17 protein-coding genes are annotated in these 20,248 nt (G+C 58.3%); 10 read left to right on the top strand and 7 right to left on the bottom strand.

Annotated elements, in window-relative coordinates:
- Window positions 1-22 precede the first annotated feature (22 nt).
- From B9P63_RS07775 to dtd, 3 genes are read left to right on the top strand one after another with little or no spacing between them, the layout of a single operon-like run.
- Window positions 23-1,129 (top strand): TFIIB-type zinc finger domain-containing protein, encoded by a 1,107-nt coding sequence (locus B9P63_RS07775; protein WP_085307997.1) that lies wholly within the window; start codon window positions 23-25, stop codon window positions 1,127-1,129.
- Window positions 1,126-1,803, top strand: coding sequence for a nitroreductase (locus tag B9P63_RS07770; RefSeq protein ID WP_085307996.1), 678 nt, complete (start codon window positions 1,126-1,128; stop codon window positions 1,801-1,803). The genes B9P63_RS07775 and B9P63_RS07770 overlap by 4 nt, the downstream gene beginning before the upstream one ends.
- Window positions 1,800-2,237, top strand: coding sequence for a D-aminoacyl-tRNA deacylase (gene dtd, locus B9P63_RS07765; protein ID WP_085307995.1), 438 nt, complete (start codon window positions 1,800-1,802; stop codon window positions 2,235-2,237). Before B9P63_RS07770 ends, dtd begins: the two co-directional genes overlap by 4 nt.
- A 172-nt stretch (window positions 2,238-2,409) precedes the next feature.
- Here the strand turns inward: dtd and B9P63_RS07760 are convergent, their stop codons facing one another.
- The 6 genes from B9P63_RS07760 to B9P63_RS07735 form a co-directional block, all read right to left on the bottom strand.
- Entirely contained in the window at window positions 2,410-3,600 is a 1,191-nt protein-coding gene (locus B9P63_RS07760) for a beta-barrel domain-containing protein (RefSeq protein ID WP_085307994.1), read from the bottom strand.
- A 3-nt stretch (window positions 3,601-3,603) separates the two neighbouring features.
- Window positions 3,604-5,844 carry a type I secretion system permease/ATPase gene (locus tag B9P63_RS07755; protein ID WP_095533005.1) on the bottom strand — a complete coding sequence of 747 codons (2,241 nt, stop codon included), beginning with the start codon at window positions 5,842-5,844 and terminating at the stop codon, window positions 3,604-3,606.
- Window positions 5,841-7,571 (bottom strand): TolC family protein, encoded by a 1,731-nt coding sequence (locus B9P63_RS07750; protein WP_245830584.1) that lies wholly within the window; start codon window positions 7,569-7,571, stop codon window positions 5,841-5,843. Before B9P63_RS07750 ends, B9P63_RS07755 begins: the two co-directional genes overlap by 4 nt.
- A 2-nt stretch (window positions 7,572-7,573) precedes the next feature.
- Window positions 7,574-10,327: an Ig-like domain-containing protein gene (locus tag B9P63_RS07745; protein WP_085307993.1), complete on the bottom strand. Its 2,754-nt coding sequence runs from the start codon at window positions 10,325-10,327 to the stop codon at window positions 7,574-7,576.
- A gap of 313 nt (window positions 10,328-10,640) precedes the next feature.
- Window positions 10,641-11,732: a Gfo/Idh/MocA family protein gene (locus B9P63_RS07740; protein ID WP_085307992.1), complete on the bottom strand. Its 1,092-nt coding sequence runs from the start codon at window positions 11,730-11,732 to the stop codon at window positions 10,641-10,643.
- Window positions 11,733-11,747: 15 nt separating this feature from the next.
- Entirely contained in the window at window positions 11,748-12,449 is a 702-nt protein-coding gene (locus B9P63_RS07735; RefSeq protein ID WP_085307991.1) for a GntR family transcriptional regulator, read from the bottom strand.
- Window positions 12,450-12,537: 88 nt separating this feature from the next.
- Between B9P63_RS07735 and B9P63_RS07730 the strand changes: the two genes are divergently transcribed.
- The 6 genes from B9P63_RS07730 (at window position 12,538) to B9P63_RS07705 (ending at window position 18,316) form a co-directional block, all read left to right on the top strand.
- Complete coding sequence (locus B9P63_RS07730) at window positions 12,538-13,692, top strand: LLM class flavin-dependent oxidoreductase (protein WP_085307990.1); 1,155 nt, start codon at window positions 12,538-12,540, stop codon at window positions 13,690-13,692.
- Window position 13,693: 1 nt separating this feature from the next.
- Window positions 13,694-14,584: an aldo/keto reductase gene (locus B9P63_RS07725; protein WP_085308308.1), complete on the top strand. Its 891-nt coding sequence runs from the start codon at window positions 13,694-13,696 to the stop codon at window positions 14,582-14,584.
- Complete coding sequence (locus B9P63_RS07720; RefSeq protein WP_425439735.1) at window positions 14,581-15,102, top strand: flavin reductase family protein; 522 nt, start codon at window positions 14,581-14,583, stop codon at window positions 15,100-15,102. The genes B9P63_RS07725 and B9P63_RS07720 overlap by 4 nt, the downstream gene beginning before the upstream one ends.
- 64 nt (window positions 15,103-15,166) lie before the next feature.
- On the top strand, window positions 15,167-15,757 hold the full coding sequence (locus B9P63_RS07715; protein WP_085307989.1) for a TRAP transporter small permease: 591 nt from the start codon (window positions 15,167-15,169) through the stop codon (window positions 15,755-15,757).
- On the top strand, window positions 15,757-17,232 hold the full coding sequence (locus tag B9P63_RS07710) for a TRAP transporter large permease (protein ID WP_085307988.1): 1,476 nt from the start codon (window positions 15,757-15,759) through the stop codon (window positions 17,230-17,232). Before B9P63_RS07715 ends, B9P63_RS07710 begins: the two co-directional genes overlap by 1 nt.
- Before the next feature lie 25 nt (window positions 17,233-17,257).
- Window positions 17,258-18,316 (top strand): TRAP transporter substrate-binding protein, encoded by a 1,059-nt coding sequence (locus B9P63_RS07705; RefSeq protein ID WP_085307987.1) that lies wholly within the window; start codon window positions 17,258-17,260, stop codon window positions 18,314-18,316.
- A 146-nt stretch (window positions 18,317-18,462) separates the two neighbouring features.
- On the opposite strand, the gene B9P63_RS07700 is transcribed toward B9P63_RS07705, so the two are convergent.
- Window positions 18,463-18,933 (bottom strand): tetratricopeptide repeat protein, encoded by a 471-nt coding sequence (locus B9P63_RS07700; RefSeq protein WP_085308306.1) that lies wholly within the window; start codon window positions 18,931-18,933, stop codon window positions 18,463-18,465.
- 45 nt (window positions 18,934-18,978) lie between these two features.
- Between B9P63_RS07700 and B9P63_RS07695 the strand changes: the two genes are divergently transcribed.
- Entirely contained in the window at window positions 18,979-20,232 is a 1,254-nt protein-coding gene (locus B9P63_RS07695) for a cytochrome-c peroxidase (protein WP_085307986.1), read from the top strand.
- Window positions 20,233-20,248 lie beyond the last annotated feature (16 nt).

Here is a 20,248-nt window from a genome sequence, read left to right as displayed (position 1 = left end):
CTCCCGCCGGAGGCTCCCGCACGTGGTGCACGCACAAACCCGCGATATCCAAGAGCATCGCTTCCCCTGCGATCAATGCGGCGCGGACCTTCGCTTTGATCCCGCCGCAAGCAAGCTGATCTGTAATCATTGCGGCAACGGCGCACTCATCGAGGGCTTGGGCCGCAGCGCGCAGCCCATTCGCGAGCTCGATTTCGACGCCGCGCTTAACGCGCAGCTTCCAGAAGCGGAGATCGAGGTAACCCGCGTTCTGTCCTGCCCCAATTGCGCGGCGCAGGTGGAGCTTGGCGGTGCGGATCACGCTGCCGAGTGTCCGTTCTGCGCAACGCCCGTCGTTACCGGAACCGGCACACACCGCCATATCAAACCCAAGGCAGTCCTGCCCTTTGCACTGGACGAGCGCACAGCGCGCGGCGCGATGACCGACTGGCTTGGCCGGCTTTGGTTCGCGCCGACTGGCTTGCAGGACTACGCGCGCAAGGGGCGCAAGATGCAGGGCATCTACGTGCCCTACTGGACCTTTGATGCGGACACCAAATCGCGCTACACTGGCGAGCGCGGCACGATTTATTACGAGACCCAGACCGTCATGCGCGATGGCAAAGCGCATAAAGTGCAAGTACCGAAGACGCGCTGGCGTGCCGCTTCTGGCCGCGTTACGCGCTTCTTTGATGACGTACTGGTGCTCGCCTCCAAATCCCTGCCCAAGCGCTTTACCGATGCGCTGGAGCCTTGGGACCTTGCCGCGCTCGAACCCTACAGCCCCGCGTTTCTTGCCGGGTTTCGCGCCGAGGGTTACACGGTCGAGCTGCAAAGTGGTTTCGCCGAAGCGCGCAACCATATGGACCGCGTGATCGAGCGGGACGTCAAATTCGATATCGGCGGCGATCGCCAGCGCGTGCACAGCATCGGAACGGACATCTGCGATGTCACCTTCAAGCATATCCTGCTGCCCGTCTGGCTCGCTGCTTATAAATATCGCGGCAAGACCTACCGCTTCGTCGTTAACGGCTCCACTGGCCGCGTGCAGGGCGAGCGGCCATATTCGATATGGAAGATCACCTTTGCGGTGCTGCTTGGCTTGATCATAGCTGGTGCCATCGGCTACGGCGCGGCCCTGTCGCAATGAGCGAGATAGACACCCTTGAGACCTTACTAAAGCGCCGCCATTCTTGCCGCGCGTTTTTGGACACCCCCGTTGAGCGCGCGGTAATTGAGCGGATCACTCGCACTGCAGGCCGCGTACCGTCGTGGTGCAACGCCCAGCCTTGGAACGTTACGGTGACGGATACCGCCGAAACAGAGCGCTTCCGACTGGCCTTGGGCGAGCATATCAAGATCGCCGCGCCGCAGCCGGACCTGCCATTTCCCACCAGCTATTCCGGCGCGCATCAAGCGCGTCGCCGTGAATGCGGATTTCAGCTCTATGATGCCGTGGGCATCGAAAAGGGCGACCGCGACGCCGCTGGCGCGCAAATGATGCAGAACTTCACCTTCTTCGGCGCGCCTCACGTGGCATTGATCACCTCCAGCGCCGAACTTGGCCCCTACGGCGCAATGGATTGCGGTGGCTTCGTCAGCACCTTTTGCCTCGCGGCGGACGCGCTCGGCGTCGCGACGGTTCCGCAAGCGGCCATCGCGTCCTATGCACCTTTCGTGCGCAGTCATTTCGGCATTGGCGAAGATCGCCTGCTGCTCTGCGCGATTTCGCTTGGGCTTGAGGACAAGGCTCACCCCGCCAACAGCTTTCGCACAGCGCGCGCGCAGCTTGGTGAATTTTTTGAGTGGAAGGATGCGCCATGAAAGCAGTCGTGCAACGGGTCAGCCGCGCTTCGGTCAGCGTCGAGGGTGCAGTGATCGCAGAAATCACGCATGGCGTGTTGATCCTGATCTGCGCCATGCAAGGCGATAGCGAAGCGCAGGGCGATCAACTCGCCGCCAAGATTTCCAAGCTACGCATCTTCAAAGACGAAGCGGGCAAGATGAACCTCTCGCTCAAGGACATTGGTGGCGAGGCCTTGGTGGTAAGCCAGTTCACCCTTGCCGGTGATACCTCGCGCGGCAATCGGCCCGGGTTTTCCAGCGCAGCGCCGCCCGGCGACGGCCAGCGGCTTTACGAGCATTTTGCAGCTGCGCTGACGGGTTTGGGCGTACCTGTTCATACAGGTCAATTCGGCGCGGATATGGCAGTCGATCTGCTGAACGACGGTCCGGTGACAATTCTTTACGATTTATGATCACGGGGCGAAAATTCTTAGGAAGAATTTTGCACGGAATTTTCTAGCGAGCGGAAAAGCAGCGTCAGCTTTTCTTCACAAAATCCGCCGTGACCACGATGCTCGGACCTTCGGCCCGCTCTTCTATGTGTTCTGCATTATCGTGAATCATAGAAAAACTGCGCGCTGCCGCTCAGCGTTCGCGCAGCGCGTCTTTGGATTTGTAGAGCGGCTTAAGCAGATATTGCAGCACCGTCTTTTGACCTGTGTGCAATTCCACGCTCGCCTGCATGCCGGGACGAATTTGCACATCGGCCTGTCGATCCGTCAGGCTGCTCATATCCACTTTAAGCGACACTTTGTAATGGGGATCACCATCCGCCGCGCGCGCGCGTTCGTCCTTGAACGTATCGGCGGAAATGAAGTCCACCCGCGCCTTGAGCGTACCGTAGATCGTGTAATCATAGGCGCTGAGTTTGATCGTCGCCTCTTGGCCACGGCGGATATTGGCGATGTTTTCGGGCTTCACGCGCGCTTCGACAAAGAGTTCTTCATCCAGCGGAATGATTTGCAAAATCTCTTCACCGGGGCGCACCACGCCGCCTATGGTGGTGACGGAGAGGTTGTTGACCACGCCGCGCATCGGGCTGACGAGGATCGTGCGGCGCAGCTGGTCCGTGCTCGCCTTCATGTTCTGTTTCAGCGTCGCAAGTTCCTTGAGAACGTCAGAATATTCCTGCGCGCGCTCAAGCTCGGTCTGTGTGACGACTTGGTCAAATTTGATCTGCGCATCGGCATAGGCCTTGCGCGCGCGCGTCACTTCGATCAGCGATACGATTTCACGCTTGAGCATGTTTTCCATAAGCCCAAGCTCTTTTCCAGCTTGATCCAGCACCCGCTGCGCGCCGTCGCGGCGCGAGACGAAATCGGACTGGCGCGCACGCAAAAGCGCTTTTTCAGAAGCGACCATGCCCGGGGCCTGCATCGCCAGATTAGAGGGAATGTTGAAATCGAACTGCCCTGCGAGTTCCGCCTCAAGGCGCAAACGACGCACTTCAAAACCGGTGATCTGCTCGGCAAGGTCATCCACGGAAGACTGGAACTGCGTGCCGTGCAGCCGTGCGAGAACGTCGTCCTTCATCACCTCATCGCCTTCCTTGACCAGTAATTCAGCAAGGATACCGCCCTCAAGGTTCTGGATGATCTGCGGACGCGAGGACGAGATGAAAGAGCCATCAGCGCGCACGATTTCATCAATCCATGCGAATGCTGCCCAGACGATAAATAGCCAGACCGAACCGGCGCACAGCCAGATCATCAAGCTAGGGCCGCGCATCCGCTCGCCCATCTGGGCGTTCAAACTCGTCATATTTGCAGCGCTCATACCCTAGCCCCCGTTCGTGCCATTGGCGCGTTCGCCGTCATTTTTACTGTTGAGATGCGCAAGCACCTGATCGCGTGGACCATCCACGGCCATGCGGCCATTTTGCAATATCAATGTGCGTTCGGTCAGCTTCAGGATCGGCACGCGGTGCGTCGCGATCACCGCCGTGCGCCCTTGCAGCCATGTCTCAAGGCGGCTGACGAGGGTGTTCTCCAGCGTCTGATCCAGCGCAGCCGTGGGTTCGTCCAGCAGGCAGATCGCGGGATCTTGCAGCCACAGACGCGCCCAGCCGATAGATTGGCGTTGCCCGATCGACAGGCCCGCGCCGCCATCATGGATTTGCAGATCAAGGCCTTTGGGATGGGTTTTGATAAACTGGCCAAGCCCTGCAAAATCAAGTGCTTGCATCAGGCGCTCGTCATCACGTTCGAGCATGTTTAGATTTAGATTATCACGCAGCTTGCCAGAAAACAGGCGCACGTCTTGGCCAAGATAACCAATGAGGCGGCGCAGATCACGCGGCTCGATCTGGTTCATATCCGTGCCATCAATTAACACACGGCCAGAGGTGGGCGCATAGAGACCGGAGAGAATTTTCAGCAAAGTGGACTTGCCCGAGCCATTGGTGCCAAGCACAGCAACTGATTGGCCCGCATTCAGTGCAACGCCAGAGATATCAAGCGTCGGCGCGCCTTCTTCGTCATAGCGGAACATCACATCGCGCAGCTCAAAACGCCCCTCAAGGCGCTCGCGGCGCATATAGGTTCGGCCCTCTTCGGCGTCTTGCGGCGCATCGGCGATACCGTCCAAGCCGTCGAGCGCTGATTTGACGTTGCCCCAGCGCGCCATGGTGCCCGCAAGCTGCGTCAGCGGAGCAAGCGTGCGCGAGGTCAGGATACCCGTCGCGATGATCGAGCCAACCGTGAACTGGCCTGCGAACACAAGGTAGGCACCGGCGACAACCGCGCTTACATAGGTCGCCTGCTGCACGCCTTGCGACCAGAAGGTCAGATTGGATGACAAGCGGCGTTGCTCGGAAGATTTCATCGCCGAAACCGTGGTCAGTTCAGCCCACATGCGGCGCACGCGATCTTCGGCGCGCTGCGTTTTGACCGTGTCCAGCTCGAACAGCGCTTCTTGCAAAAGCCGCGACGCCTTGGCCGAAGCGCCCTGCGTTTCCTCGGTGAGGCGCATCATTTTCTTCTGCATGAAGTAGCTGGGCAGCACCATCAGGATGCCGCCGATGACCAGCACCCAGACCACATTGCCCGCGATGGAGGCCACAAGGAACAGGAACACGAAGATAAACGGGATATCCGTAAGCGTGCCCACGGTGGAGGCAGTGAAAAACTCGCGCACAGAGCCAAATTCACGCATCGCCGAAAACAACTGGCTGGGCGAGCGCCCTTTAAGATCGGAGCGCATGCCAAGCACACGGTCCATCAAGGTTGCCTGCACCTCAAGTTCGATCTGGCGCCCCGCGCCATCCAGAAGACGCGCGCGCGCGATCTTGAGGAACGCTTCCATCATCAGCGCAAGGCCCGCGCCTGCGGCAAGAACCCACAGCGTCGCGGTGGATTGATGCGGGATCACGCGATCATAGACCTGCAAAGAAAACAGCGCGACCGCGACTGCAAGAACGTTGGCGACGAACGAGCCAAGAATGACCTCGCTGAAGTGGCGCGAAAACTTGGGGAAATGGCTCCAGAACCAATGCTCATTCAGCTTGGCCGCCTTATGCGCATCGCTGATCTGCTCCAGCGGCGCTTCGGCTTTGATGATCGTGCCAGAAAAATACGGGCTGAATTCAGCATAGGGCACTTGTGCGCGGCTATCGGGGCATGTGGGATCGAACAGGATCAGATCGCCGCGCGACTGGCTGAGCACGAGAATATACTGCCCGTTGGTCATCTGCGCGATTGCAGGCCAAAGATCAGGCGTCATTTCACTGACCCGACCCGTTTGCGCGCTCAGCCCGACGGCGCGCAACGCGTTGGCATAACCATCCGCTTCAAGCGCATCGCCGCTGCCAGTGCTTGCCGCAACCGTTTCGAGAAGATCGGAGGCGACGGCCTGCGTGCCCAACAAAGACGCATAGAGCTTGATCAGATCGGCCCGCGTCTTGGTCTTTTCACTATATCGTGGTGCATCGTTTTTTTGGGCGCTGTCCGCGGTTCCGGAGAGCACGCCAAGAACCGCCTTGCCGCCCTGTATGATCGTTGGGATGCGCGAGGCTCTGGTCAAATCTCTGCTCCGCTCGCCAAAAGGCCCATTTCATTGGCGATCTCCAGTTTGATGCGCGCGCCCTTGGAGCGCAGATCAGCCGCGCTTTGCTGTTGGCGCGCATATGTCTCGTAGACGCCAACCACGTCCATCACCTGCCGCCTGCCGGCTTTATACTGTGCTTGAAACAGATCGAGGCTCTTCTTGGATTGATCTGTAAGGTTTTGCGCTTCGCCCGATTGTCGCTGCACACCGCGCAGTTGCGATTCAAGGGCGCGCAGACGGCGATTGCTGTCCTCGCGGGCCTGCGCCACAAGGCGCTCTGCCCCTTCCTTGGTGGCTTCGATCGCTTTGAGCGAGGCACCCGTACCAAGGTTCAAAAGGCTGTCGGTCGTCACGTTCAGACCAAGCGAATTGCCCGATGTTCCCGTCGAACCGGAGGCCTTCAAGCCCGGCAGATGTCCGGCGCGCTCCATCGTCGCTTCGGCAATGGCGCGCTCTTTTTCCGCTTCGGCCAAAAGGATCGGCAGCGGCTTGGTGCCAAGCCCGTTCACCTTGAAATCAGGCAGGCCGCGCACGTCCTCGAGGGGACGGATGGACATGGCGTTCAATTCGGCCATGGCCGTATTGCGCGCCTCTTGATTGGAGGCCATTTCGCTACGGATTTCCGCCAGCTTCTGACGCAGCACGACAAGATCGGAGCGATCGGACACACCGCCGCGCACACGTTCGGACATGATGTACTCAAAATGGCTCATGTCGTTGAACGCCTTGGTGCTCAGATCAGCCTTTTCCGAGGCCTTTTGCGCACGCAGATAAAGATCAAGCGCGGTGAACACACGCTGGTTCGTGTCCATCGACAGATTTACCGCCGCGACCTCGACATCGGCCTTGGCAAAGGCGCGTTCGGCTTTTTTACGGCCATTGTCGAACAAGACTTGCTCCACAATCAGATTGGCGACCAGATCCCCGAGGGAGGACAGCGATATCGACGGTCCGATCGAGGGCAGCCAGTTTTTCGAAGCAGCAACCGCGCGCAGGCGGGCGGCACGCAATTGCGCCTCTGCCGCGCGGGAGTTCGCGGCCAGAACGCTGTCGGCAACACGGTCATAGGCACTGCCGCTTGGCAGCAAAGAGCGGCGCGATTGCAGCCCCGAAATAATCTGGCTCTCGGCGCTTTCACGCACCCGCGCTTCGTAGTCTTTCTGCGCCTGACGCTCTTCTTTGCTCAGATCAGTTGCCTGTGCCTTCGGCTTGAAGAGCGCTGCAAACTTTGTGCCGCCTGCATTCTGCGCGACAGACTCGTCTGAAGCATTTGCTCCGGATGTGCTTTTCTTGGCAAAGAGACCCTTGAACGGATTGGCAGCCACATCGCCGCTCTGCGTGCTTGTCGGCTCCGCATCACCGGCTTTGTTGAACATCCCCTTGAACGGGTTGCTCGCAACGTCGCGCCCGTCTTTGCTAGAAGGCGCTGTGGTTTGGGTGGCATCCTTGCTACCGAAAAGCGAAAAACCCTGCCCCTCCGCTTTAGGCTGGGCAAGGTTGGTCTCATCGCTGTTGAAGCGCGAAACGAACGGAATGTCTTCGCTGATTGAACTAACACAGCCAGAAAGACCCATCGCGAGCCCGGCCACTAATAGTCCCGTTTGTACCTTACTGCCCATCTTGCCCCAAACCTCACCTGAAACCGTTTCACCTATTATGATAAAGAGCGCCGTGCCCGTTAGCCGGCGCTCTTTGATCGTCACACTTAGATTGTGTTGACGTTGGTGATTTCGTCTTCAATGTAGATCGTCGTATCGCCCAGAGAATAGACGTTGTAGTCGATGTCGCCCTCAGAATGGATGTCCTGCCCAAGCGTTGCGCCGCTGATATTAACGGTATCATCCGAACCACCACGTACGCTCAACACATCGCTGTTGCCGGAAAGCGCTTTGATATCCGCTTCCGTCAAGGTCAACTGGGTGTTGTCCATCACACCAAGCTCAATGGTTTCGATATTATAATCGCCAAGGTTGGGGTTGGAGACATTGCGCGCAGGAGACCCGTCGTTAAGAACGATATAGGTACCCGAATTGTTGCCCGCCGCATCGGTTTCGGTCACGATCAGGCTTTGACCGTCAGAGAGGTGGTCGCGCAGCGTATACTCGGTTTCCGTCGGATCGAAAGCATCAGGTTGTGCAATAAAGCCGGTCCCGTCCACCAGATCCACGACACTTCCGTCAGCGTTGACCTGCGTCAGCCCGACCGCCTCATCGGAGGTGTCCATTTCAAACTTGCTGTAGCGCTGCGTACCAGAGCCATCGATGCTTGCCGAATAACCGGTGATTTCAGAACCGATCGGCACGCTTGTATCGATGTCGATGCTACGTGAAATATCATGCACGTTGCCCACGGAATCCGTGCCGGTCACCGTGTAGGTCAACGAGCCTTCGAAATTGGCTGGGATACCGTCTTCAGGGATATTAACGCTCCACATGCCAGTAACCGGGTTGACCGTCGCAGGATAATCAACACCGTTAAAGCGCACCGAAACGCTAGGCGTTCCGGCAACATCGGTCCAGTTGGTTTCCATCGTGCCCGTCAAAGTGACGCCGCCTTCGGCATCATCGAGGCCGATGTAGGAATCGGTCCCAAGCGCCGGACGATTGGACACAGTCAGATTGGTGACTTCCGTATCGACGCGTACATCCATGTTGGCGCGTGCGATATTGCCAGCGGCATCCGTCGCGACAGCTGTCGCTTCATAGGTATGCGTGCCTGTCTCGTAGGTGCCAGGCTCGAAGGCAACTGTCCACTCACCGGTTCGGGCGTTGACGGTCGCTGTGCGCGTATGGCCGTTCATGGTAACTTCTACCGACGTCGTACCCGGCTCGGACGTGCCCGTCAGAACCAGATTTGCAGCGCCGTTGCCGGTTTCCAGCCTGTTTGCTACATGATCGTTGCCGCCCGAAACCGAACTGGCCAAAGTCACGTCCGCCAGCGTGTCCACGTGGATCACGTCCGTAAAAGGCACCGAGGGATTATCGAAGCCGTCCCAAGCCGTGATCGTGATCGGCACATCATACCCGTTCACACCGCTAAGGCCGCCCATCTCCGCTTGCGTGAACTGCACGTTCCAGGATCCATCCTGCGCAACTGTCGTTTCGCGGAATGTTCCGTTGTTCAACTCGACACGGATTTTAGCCCCTGCTTCGCCGGTCCCGCCCACATCCACTCTGCCATCGCTGGTCATGTCAGTATGGTTTACAACATAGCTGGCTGCGACAGTGCCCGACGTCGCCGCCACATTTGGCGCAATCGTGTCAATGACCATGGATTCGGTCTGGGTAAAGCTGTTGCCAAAGCTGTCGGTCGTTTTGATCACAACATCCGCAGTGCGATCACCGCCAAGAATTTCGGTGTTGGAAAAATCGACCGACCAGCTGCCGTCATTTAACACGACAGTCGAATGTGTCGTGCCGTCAATCGTGACATCAATGCTTGAACCTGCCTCGCCCGTGCCGGACACTTTGATGGTACCCGTGCCGTGCGACGCGGCATTGACGAAATCACCCGTCGAAAGCGTACCCTCCGTTGGGTCCACCACTGGCGGGGTCGTGTCGATGACAACAGTTTGACCCGTCAGCGACGTTGTGGTGCCGCCAGTTTCCACGACCGTCACCTGAGAGGTATAGGTTCCGTCAGCGGGGAAATTCGCGCCATCAAATGTGCCGCTCCATGTGCCATCGCCGCCCGTGATCACCGTCATGGTTTCACCAGCCACCTCGATCGTCACGCTAGAGCCTGCTTCGGCAGTCCCAGATACCGTGATCGTCTTGTCGGCTTCGACCAGACCATCGCCGCCATAGGCGTCGGTGCGGCCGGTTCCGTCGATTGTCGGCGGAGTGCGCGCTGGCACGTCCGGCGTATCAGGTGTCGGGGGTGTGACTGTCGGAGGGGTCGGATCAGAGGGGCCATCAACGGGCGGATCTTCCGGATTGTCTGTCGCAGTCGAGCCACCAGAGGCCAGTGCTGCAGCGCCGACGGCACCCGCCGCAACCGCACCTGCGCCGACACCGCCGCCGCCGAGCAAACCTGCGCCGCCCAAAAGGCCAGCCCCGAGCATGGATACGTCTTGATCGCCATCAATGCCGTTGGCCGCAATAAGGTTGGGATCATCCACAAAGATCAGATCATCATCAGGGCTCCACTTGCCCCACTCTGCCGTGGTTCCGTACTGCGCGAAAAGCGCGCCGTCAGCTCCCTCGATAAAGCTCACCTCGTTCAGCGTGCCGCCCGAGCTGATGAACAAGCGATTGGGATTTTCTCCTGCACCGACGAAATAACCGTCAAGCACGATGACGCGCCCATCGGCGAGTACGATCTCAAGAGAATTGCCCTGCCTGCTGTAGGCCTGCATATCACCGGGCTGCAAATTCAAAGAGAACTCTACGCCCGATCCCATGTTAACAACTGTTTCGGCGGCATCCGCTGCTACGGTTCCACGCTCAACAGTACCCATACCCCTACGGGCAACGAAATCTATCGCCTTCATGACCTTTACCGCTCTACCTCGGGCCGCCTCTTCTGGGCGTGCCTTTTTTCGTTATAAAGAGACGATAACAATCTTTAGATACATTTAATAGTATAAAAGTTTAGCGATTCGCTCCAACGATCTAGAGAGCAGTGATTTGTTTCGGCCTTCATGTAAGCGAAGACAATAGAATTCAGCGAAATCTAGCCCCCAGTTACCCAGCAACTACTACATTTTGTTGCGTGGCGAAATTACATCAAAATATCTGTTTCAATGCCAGAAAGCGCTTGGCGCAAGACTTTCAAAGGGAAACGGCCTGACCGCTTTGCGCCGATTGCTGCGCCGCGAGGCCAAGGCGCACAGCCCAGACGCCATCGTCAATACTGACCTCCACGCCTTTTCCCGCCCGCACCGCAGCGACAAAGCGCTGGTGCTGATAGAAGGTCGATCCGTTGTGATCGCCCACGGCTAGCAGCGCCGCATCCACAGGGATCACATGTTCCACAGGCCCCATCGGCGATCGCGGGCTTTCTACCAGCCGCGCAACGGGCGGCGCGCCCAGATGCGCAGGCCAGAAGCGCCCCGGCCCCGGCACGAACGCCTCGATTTTGCCCGCAGGCCCAACGGCGCTGATTTCTTCCTGATAGTGCGAGCCCTCGGCAAACATGCACAGTTCAAGCATCGCGCGGGCACCATTGGCAAAATCAACGATCACATAGCCGCTGTCCCAAATATCGGGCACCGCTCCGTCATAGCTTTCATTCAGGTGGTTAACCGCCTGACCCGCGCTTGCCATCACACGCACCGGATCACTGCCAAGCGCAAGACGCATGAGATCGAAGAAATGGCAGCACTTTTCCACCAGCGTGCCGCCCGTGTTGCGATTGAAGCGGTTCCAATCACCGACCTTCTCCAGAAACGGAAAGCGATGTTCGCGAATGGTCAGCATCTTGACGCCGCCCGTCGCCACGTCCAATCGCTCGAGCAATGCTGCGATGGGCGGCATGTAGCGGTATTCCATCGCCACCCAGATCGGTGCTTGGTGGCCGGCTTTCAACGCCTGCATGCGCGCGCCGCCGCTGGGATCTGTAAACAGCGGCTTTTCGACAAGGATCGCCACATCAGGGCGCGCGGCGCTAATCGCCTCCAGTTGCGCAGCATGGCAATGGTTGGGCGACACGATCAGGATCGCATCGAGATCGGGATAGGCGATCAACTCCGCCTCGCTCGCCACCATCACAGCCCGTGGCGCAAGCGCCCGAGAGGCCGCGCGCATCCCTGCGTCCGGTTCGTAAATCGCCGCGACGGCGGCATCACCCAAAAGCGCTATGTTGCGAATATGCTCGCCGCCCATCATGCCGCAGCCGAGAATTCCGTAGTTGAACGTCGCCATAGCGCGCCCCTTTCGTTATTTTATCCGCGCCACATAACGCGCTTTTTCCGTATCAATCCAGTTGCGCGACACCTCTGCGCGCGCGCCATCCTGCGCCCAGCTAATCCGCTCCGCATAGGCGAGCGGCGTGCCGAGCTTTGGCGCAAATTCTATCGGCGACCAGTCGGGGCACGCCGCCACGCTAACGCGATCTTCGGCCCGCGTGATCCAAAGTCCCAACGCCTCACGGTAAAAAAGATAGAGCGAATCTGGCAGATCCTCTTCGCTTAGGTTTGGCGCATACGAGGCATCAAGCCAGATTTCTTCGAGCACGCAAGGCACACCCGAGAGCGCACGAAGGCGGCGAATCCGGTAGCCCTCATCGCTTGCGCCGAACTCTGGCAGATCGACGGGCTTGGGTTGCTTGGAGACCGAGAGGAGCCGCGCTGTCGGCAGGCCGCCGCCGCCAAGTAATTCAACCCTGAAGAAGGCGTAAACGCTCTCCACATCGCTCTGCGTCTGGACATAATTCCCTGAGCCCTGAATGCGCTTTAATAGAGCCTTTTCCTCCAACATTACCAAGGCTTTGCGAAGCGTTGTTACTGTAGTGAATAAACTATCAGCCAACTCGCGTTCAGGCGGTAATCGTTCGCCGTCCAGGTAGCGCCCGGCGGCAATGTCGCGAATCAAAAGCTCAGCGATCTGCACATACAATGGTAAGCTATTCTGCGCGGCCATGCGGCATACCTCAAATAATTGATACACCATTGATTTACATTTTGCAGGGTGCTACGCAAGATGAAATAACACATCTGAAAGGCAGCTTATGACGGTCGTCCCGATCACGTCCCCCGATCTTAAGGCAGCCGAAGTGTCATGGTTTTCTGCGCTCTGCTCTGACGATTATCAGTTCCTCGGCGTGCCTGATGGCGATCTGCGCTCTAGCTGGGATCACTGCTCGGCCATCGTGAAAGAAGCCGAGGCGCAGGGCTTTCGCAACATCCTCTGCCCCTCCTCCTATCAAGTGGGTCAGGACACGCTTAGTTTTGTAGCGGGATGCGCGCCGATCACCGACAAGATCAACATGCTCGCCGCCGTGCGCTGCGGTGAAATGCAGCCGATCATGCTAGCGCGCACCATCGCGACGCTGGATCACATGCTGCAAGGGCGTTTGACCGTCAACATCATCTCGTCCGACTTCCCCGGTGAGAAAGCGGATAGCGCATTTCGCTATCAGCGCTCGCGCGAAGTTGTCGAAATACTCAAGCAGGCTTGGACTCAAGACGAGATCAACCACAAGGGCGAGGTCTACACTTTCGAGGGCGTGCCAACCGACCCGGCGCGCCCCTACCAGACGGGTGGTCCGCTACTCTATTTCGGCGGCTACTCCCCCTCTGCGCTAGAGCTTTGCGGCGAGCATTGCGACGTCTACCTCATGTGGCCAGAGGTGAAAGAGCAGCTTGCTGATCGCATGAAAGCCGTTCACCAAGTCGCTGAAAAATATAACAGAACCCTAGATTACGGCCTGCGCGTGCACATGATCGTGCGCGATACCGAGGCAGAGGCACGGGAGTACGCTGAATACATTACCTCCAAGCTGGATGACGACCAAGGGAAAGCCATTCGCGAGCGTGCGCTTGATAGCGGTTCACTGGGGGTTTCACACCAAGCCGCAAACCGCGACCTCGCCGATATGGAGGGCTTCATCGAGCCGCATCTATGGACCGGCGTCGGGCGTGCGCGCTCTGGCTGCGGCGCAGCTTTGGTGGGCAGCGCTGATCAAGTGATGAGCGAGATTGAGGCCTATCAAAAGATGGGTATCCGTGCTTTCATCTTTTCAGGCTATCCACATCTGGATGAGTGCAAACACTTCGGAAAACTGGTGCTGCCGCACCTCAAAACCTGCTCGCTGCCCCGTGAATATGGACGGGTCCCGGCGAGCACACCCATGACACCGCTTGGCGCAGGGGAGCGACGCTAAATTGGAACGTATTAACCTAACTTCAGACCTGAATCTCAGCCGTTTGGTCTATGGCATGTGGCGCATCGGCGATGATGCCGACACCTCTGTCAGCCATGTGCAGGCCAAGATCGAATCTTGCCTGTCGCAGGGCATCACGACAATGGATCAGGCCGATATCTACGGCGGATATGAGGCCGAAGAGATCATGGGCAAGGCCATGCGCGGCACAGGTTTGCGCGATCAGATAGAGATCGTGACAAAGTGCGATATCGTTGCGCCTGCGGGCCGCTACGCCGAAGCGCGCGTTAAGTATTACGACACCTCGCGCGCGCATATCATCGCGTCGGTCGAACATTCTTTGCGTTTGATGGAAACCGACCGCATCGACGTCCTGTTGATCCACCGCCCCGACCCCTTCATGGACGCTGCCGAAACTGGCGCGGCGCTGGATGAGGTCGTCGCCTCAGGCAAGGTGCGCGCAGTCGGCGTGTCGAACTTCAAACTGCACGACTGGACGCTGTTGCAATCAAACATGAGCACACCGCTGGTAACCAACCAGATCGAGCTTTCCCTACTTGCGAACAGCGGCTTCACCAACGGTGACGTCGCTTACCTGCAAGAGCGCAAGATCGCGCCAATGGCCTGGTCCCCACTTGCAGGAGGCAGTCTTTTTTCGCAAGAAAACAGTGCACTATTGGACGCTTTAAAGGTAATCGGCGCAGCGCAGGGCGTCGATGAAACTGCCGTTGCCGTCGCCTGGCTGCTGGCGCATCCCGCAAAGATCATGCCGGTCATGGGCACCAATTCGCTCGCGCGCATCGCCAAAATCAGTGATGCCGCCAAAGTCGAGATGGATCGTCAAACCTGGTTCGAACTTTACACTACAGCGTTAGGAAATGAAGTACCATGAGCCGCGAAATGCCGCCCCTGCCCATGCCCGATAGCTTCACGCCGGGCGCTGACACCGCGCGCGCGTTCCGCAATGCGCTGGGTCGTTTTGCAACGGGCGTAACTGTCATCACGTGCGACAGCGCGCAAGGCCCTTTGGGGATCACCGCTAATAGTTTCGCCTCGGTCTCGCTCGATCCGCCTTTGGTGCTCTGGTCGCCCGCCAAGGCGAGCAAACGCTTTGATGCCTTCACCAAAGCCAAGCATTTCGCGATCCACATCATGTCAGACGCGCAAAGCGATATTTGCAGCGGCTTTACCAAAGATGGCAGCGCCTTTTCTGGCTACGACTGGCATGCTTGCGACAAAGGCGTACCGCTGATTTCCCATTGCCTGTCACGCTTTGAGTGCACATTGGACGCGGTGCATGACGCAGGCGATCACGCAATCGTTCTGGGGCGCGTCACGCGGGTCAGCACACAATCAGGAAAACCGTTAATGTTCTATTCTGGAAAGTTTGGGGGCTTTCTGGAAGCCTAAAACACCTATTTTCGCATTATATTCATAATAAATGAAATGCGTAAATCTCTGGGAGGAGAGACACATGGGAGCACTACGCGGGCTACTGGCCCCGTTTCAGATCTTCAACGATCTGATCCTGCCGATCGGGCGCGGCATCGCCGTCGCCTGCATCGCGCTCATGGTGCTTTGCATCCTGATTCAGGTGTTTTTTCGCTATGTTCTGAACAATGCACTGCCTTGGCCAGACGAGGCCGCGCGCTTTTTGATGCTTTGGATGACGGGCCTTATCGCGCCCTCCGCCTACCGCGTTGGTGGCTTTGTCGCGATCGACATGTTCGAGCGCGCGCTGCCCCGCACCATCGCCGCAGGCGTGTCGCTCTTCCTGCTTTCGGTCTCGTTGCTGGTACTCGTCACTGCCGTGCGCCTAGGCTACAACCACTCAAGCGGTCTTGCGTGGCGCTTTACCTCTGCCACCCTCTGGGTGCCACTTGATTGGGTGGGCGGCACCAGCTTCAAACTCAAACTCGCGTGGATGTATGCCTCGCTTTTCGTCGGGTTCGTGCTGCTGACCATCGTGAATATCGAATTGATCTTGCGTAGCCTTATCACGCTCGCAGGCGGGGGCGCGCAGCTCAAGCCGCTCTCCGATGTTGACTTAGCAGGGGCTGAATAATGCTGATCTGGTTTCTCCCTGTCTTTTTGATCCTGCTGATGATTGGCCTTCCGGTCTTCTTTGGCCTGCTGGCGGCCCCCGGTATTTTGCTCGCGCTTAATGGCCAGGAGCGCGACATCGCCCTGCTCTATCGCAACGTTTATAATGGCATGGACAGCTTTCCGCTGATGGCGATCCCGTTCTTCATGCTTGCGGGCGAGTTGATGAACCGCGGCGGTATCACCGAGCGCCTCGTTGAATTTTCCCAAGCGCTGATGGGGCATCTGCGCGGCGGCCTCGCACAGGTAAACATCCTGTCGTCCATGCTTTTTGCTGGCCTGTCAGGCTCTGCGGTCGCGGACACTTCCGCACTTGGTTCCATGCTGGTGCCTGCGATGGCGAAAGAGGGCTACACGCGCAGATATGCAGCTGCAATCACTGCCGCCTCCTCCGTGATAGGGCCGATCATTCCACCCTCCGGCATCATGATCATCTATGCCTATGTCATGGGCGAAAGCGTCGCGGCGCTGTTCCTTGCAGGCATCGTTCCAGGTATTCTGGTCGGCGTCGGCCTGATGGTCATGGTGCGCGTGACCGCAGATAAATACGATCTGCCTGCTGCCAAACGCGTTGTGCTAAAAGGCACCACAATGGGCGCGGTGGAATGGTGGGTATCTTTCATTCTGGTACGCCTCAACATCGGCCTCGTGATCTGGTCTTTCGTTCCGCTTGGCGAGGATGCCAGCAGTACTGCCAATTGGCTGAGCCTTGGCGGTGCCCTTCTCGCGGCGCACGGGCTTTTCCTTGGCATCCGTCAACTCGTGAGCCACGATTTCCGCATGGTCTGCAAACGCGCGATGGTACCGCTGCAAACGCCGATCCTGATCCTTGGCGGTATCCTGATCGGCATCTTCACCCCGACCGAGGCCGCCGCGATCGCCGTGTTCTACGCCACGCTCGTCGGGTTTTTCATCCTGCGCACGCTGCGCATGAAGGACATGCCACTGATCTTGATGAAAGCGGCAAGCACATCGGCAGTTGTCCTTCTGCTCGTCGGCGCGGCTATGGCGTTCAAAACCGTGGTCAGCCTGAGCCATGCGCCAGAGCAGCTTGCCGCGATAATCCTTGGGCTGTCGGACAATCCGCTGGTCCTTTTGCTGCTGATCAACCTCTTGTTGTTCATCGTTGGCATGTTCCTTGACGCTGGCCCTGCGATCATCATCCTTGGCCCCATCCTTGGCCCTATCTTCGTGGACCTTGGCGTACACCCTGTGCATTTCGCGATCATCATGAGCGTTAACCTCACTGTCGGCCTTGCCACGCCGCCCATGGGCCTTGTGCTCTTCGTGGCCAGTTCGGTCAGCGGCGAGCGCGTTGAGGCCATCGCGCGCGCTATCATGCCATTCCTTTTGGTCGAAATTTTCGTGATCTTCCTGATTACTTATATTCCGGCCATTTCGATGACCATTCCCCGCTTAACGGGGTTTGTTAACTAACCAAAAACCAACTGGGAGACCAAAAATGATAAAAAATCTAACAAAAACCTTGCTGGCAGCAAGCCTGATCGCGGCGAGTTCCATCGCAGCGCAGGCTGCGGATTACACGATCCGCGCGACCGCCAACTCCAATGAAAATGATGAGGACTATGACGGTCTTGTCGTGTTCAAAAACTATGTGGAAGCCGCCTCCAACGGCGCGATCGAAGTCGAGCTGTTCATCGGAACGCAGCTTTGCTCTAAAGGCGCCGAGTGTTTGCAAGGCGTCGCCGATGGCTCCATTGATGTTTACATCTCCACTTCCGGCGGCGCGGCGGGCCTATTCCCCTATGTGCAAGTTCTTGACCTGCCCTATCTGATGGCGGACGACCGCGTTGCAGAAGCCGTGCTTCAGGGCGATTTTACCCGTACGATGCGCGCAATGGCGCTTGAGTCCTCCGGCGACAAAATCCGCTTGATGACAGTGGGCAACACCGGCGGATGGCGCAACTTCGCGAACACACAGCGCCGCGTGGCCAATCCGTCCGACATGGAAGGCCTGAAAATCCGCACAGTCGTTGCTGATCTTCCACAAGAATTGGTGCGCGCACTAGGTGCCTCCCCGACGCCGATCCCGTGGCCAGAGCTGTTCACATCACTGCAAACGGGTGTTGTTGAAGGCTCCAAAAACGGCATCACCGACATTATGGGTATGAAGTTCCCGGATGCGGGCCTACAATACGTCACGCTCGACGGTCACGCCTACATGGGCGCGCTCTGGTGGATGAGCAACGACAAATTTATGGCGATGCCAGAAGATATGCGCCAAGTTGTGGTCGACGGTTTCTACCAGCTCCAGCAGGCCACCTTCGCGTCGCCCAAGCGCAAGTCGATTGCAGCCTATGAGGAGTTCGTCGCAGGCGGCGGTGATCTTTACGTGCCAACACCCGCGGAAAAGGCCGCTTTCAAAGAAGCAGCATCGCCCGTGTATGATTGGTTCAAAGGCAATGTTGACGGCGGCGAGAAGATCTTCGAGGCACTGACAGCGGCTGTTGCCGAGGCTGAGGCCGACATCAATGCGGGCCGTATGGCCGATATCAAGTAAGGCACTACGCTTTGCGCATTTGTCCCCGCCCGGAGCCTCCGGCGGGGATACTTTTTTGGGCAGAGGAAGTCTCGCCGCTGGCCTTAACTTGCAGCTTCATCTTGCTAAATAAACTCTCGCGCATGGCGCGAAATCCACGCTAGGGTCTACCGAAACGGATACATCCACACACGGTAGTCATCGATCAGCACATGCGCTTTCTCAATCTGCTCCGCACTCATCTTCTTCACGACCTCTTCCTGAGAGATCGCAGCGTCGGGATCGCCGCCAATCGCGCTCAAAACATACCACATGTAGGCGCGCGTCAAATCGGGTGCGGGCATGCCAAGGCCAACCTCGTAGTACCAGCCCACACCGCTTTGCGCGCCCGGATGGCCCTTCATGGCAGAGCGCAGATACCATTCAAACGCGCGCACGTAATCCTGCTCGACCCCAAGGCCGAGCGCATACATGACGCCAATCAACTCCTCCGCGTCCGCATTACCAGAGCGCGCAGCAGGCCAGAACGCCTCGCGCGCCTCGGCGAAACGGCCCTGTTCCATCAAGTCGCGGGCCTCTTCGATCTCCGCAAATGCGGGCGCGGCAAGCACCGCCAAAACCGCCAAACTCTTGCGCATATCGCGCTCCTTGCTCTGTTGCCTCATGCGGCATGGGCCAGCGATGTGCCAAAGCCTTTAACGCTAGAGCAGTTTCACCCCAGCGATCCGCAAAAGGCAAGGATTGGGCAGTTGCTCTTTTACGATAAAATCCTCAGCGGCAACAAGAATATCTCCTGCGGGACCTGCCATCACCATGACCATGGTGGCGGCGATGGCCTTAGCCTCGGCATTGGCGAGGGCGGCATCGGCGTCGGCCCCAAGCGCAGCGCAGGCACGGGCGAGGACCGCATCCGCAAGCGCATCCCGCGCAATGCCCCCGCGTTTTGGAACATCGGCCACAAAAGCATCCACACCATTTTCCACGATGGGCGGCTCTCGGTCTCGGATATTTACGGCAACGGATTTAACTCGCCTGCCGAAGAATGGCTGCCACAGGGGCTTGATAATATCACCGCAGCACAAGCCCTCTTTCCACTCACAGCTCAATTTGAAATGGCGGGCAATCCCAAAGAAAACCAAGTCGCGGGCGCAGTGCATGACCGCATCGATGCCGCATGGCCGATCATTGCCAAGCGCGTGCGGGTGATCCCCGAATATGCCAGGCTGTTCGAGGCGGCATTTGACGAGGTGCAAACCTCCAAGGACATCAATATCGTCCACATCGGCAATGCGCTCGGGGCCTTCATCAACGCGGAATGGCAAAGCATGGATAGCCCGTTCGATACCTACCTCGCCTCGCAAACGCCGCTGCCTCAAGCCGCTCAACGCGGCATGGAGCTGTTCTATGGTAAGGCAAATTGTGCGGCCTGCCACTCAGGCCCTCTCTTCACCGACCAGAATTTCCACGCGCTCGCCCTGCCCGCCTTCGGCCCCGGCCGCACGCGCCGCTTCGATCCAATGGCGCGCGATGTAGGGCGCATGGGGGAAAGCGATGCGCTAGAGGACGCATACCGCTTTCGCACGCCGCCCCTGCGCAATGTCGCACTCACCGCGCCCTATGGCCACAATGGCGCATTCCCGACCCTAAAAAGCATGATTGAGCATCACGCAAACCCCATCGCCTCCAAGGCCAAATGGACCCGCGATATGGCCGATTTGCCCAGCGCACCTTGGCTAAGCGCAATCGACTACGTGATTCAATCGGATACCCGCGAAATGGCCCGCCAGAATGCAGCGCTTGACATCAAACCTGTCGCGCTCACCAACAGCGAGGTCGCCGACCTCGAAACCTTCCTGCACAGCCTCACCGGCAAAAGCGGCAACGCCCGCCCTATGGGCCGCCCGAGCACAGTCCCCTCGGGTCTACCCGTAGACTAAGTTCTATCTTCTCTGG

Origin of the sequence: Planktotalea arctica, from assembly GCF_002105285.1 — a bacterium.
Taxonomy (GTDB): domain Bacteria; phylum Pseudomonadota; class Alphaproteobacteria; order Rhodobacterales; family Rhodobacteraceae; genus Planktotalea; species Planktotalea arctica.
Note: the sequence above shows the minus strand (reverse complement) of the source record. Positions and strands in the feature narration are given on the sequence as shown.

Bases quoted from the DNA above. Each gene is read 5' to 3' on its own strand.
- B9P63_RS07770 (WP_085307996.1), top strand. From the start codon at position 1,126: ATGAGCGAGATAGACACCCTTGAGACCTTACTAAAGCGCCGCCATTCT.
- dtd (WP_085307995.1), top strand. From the start codon at position 1,800: ATGAAAGCAGTCGTGCAACGGGTCAGCCGCGCTTCGGTCAGCGTCGAG.
- B9P63_RS07760 (WP_085307994.1), bottom strand. From the start codon at position 3,600: ATGAGCGCTGCAAATATGACGAGTTTGAACGCCCAGATGGGCGAGCGG.
- B9P63_RS07745 (WP_085307993.1), bottom strand. From the start codon at position 10,327: ATGGGTACTGTTGAGCGTGGAACCGTAGCAGCGGATGCCGCCGAAACA.
- B9P63_RS07740 (WP_085307992.1), bottom strand. From the start codon at position 11,732: ATGGCGACGTTCAACTACGGAATTCTCGGCTGCGGCATGATGGGCGGC.
- B9P63_RS07735 (WP_085307991.1), bottom strand. From the start codon at position 12,449: ATGGCCGCGCAGAATAGCTTACCATTGTATGTGCAGATCGCTGAGCTT.
- B9P63_RS07730 (WP_085307990.1), top strand. From the start codon at position 12,538: ATGACGGTCGTCCCGATCACGTCCCCCGATCTTAAGGCAGCCGAAGTG.
- B9P63_RS07720 (WP_425439735.1), top strand. From the start codon at position 14,581: ATGAGCCGCGAAATGCCGCCCCTGCCCATGCCCGATAGCTTCACGCCG.
- B9P63_RS07715 (WP_085307989.1), top strand. From the start codon at position 15,167: ATGGGAGCACTACGCGGGCTACTGGCCCCGTTTCAGATCTTCAACGAT.
- B9P63_RS07710 (WP_085307988.1), top strand. From the start codon at position 15,757: ATGCTGATCTGGTTTCTCCCTGTCTTTTTGATCCTGCTGATGATTGGC.
- B9P63_RS07705 (WP_085307987.1), top strand. From the start codon at position 17,258: ATGATAAAAAATCTAACAAAAACCTTGCTGGCAGCAAGCCTGATCGCG.
- B9P63_RS07700 (WP_085308306.1), bottom strand. From the start codon at position 18,933: ATGCGCAAGAGTTTGGCGGTTTTGGCGGTGCTTGCCGCGCCCGCATTT.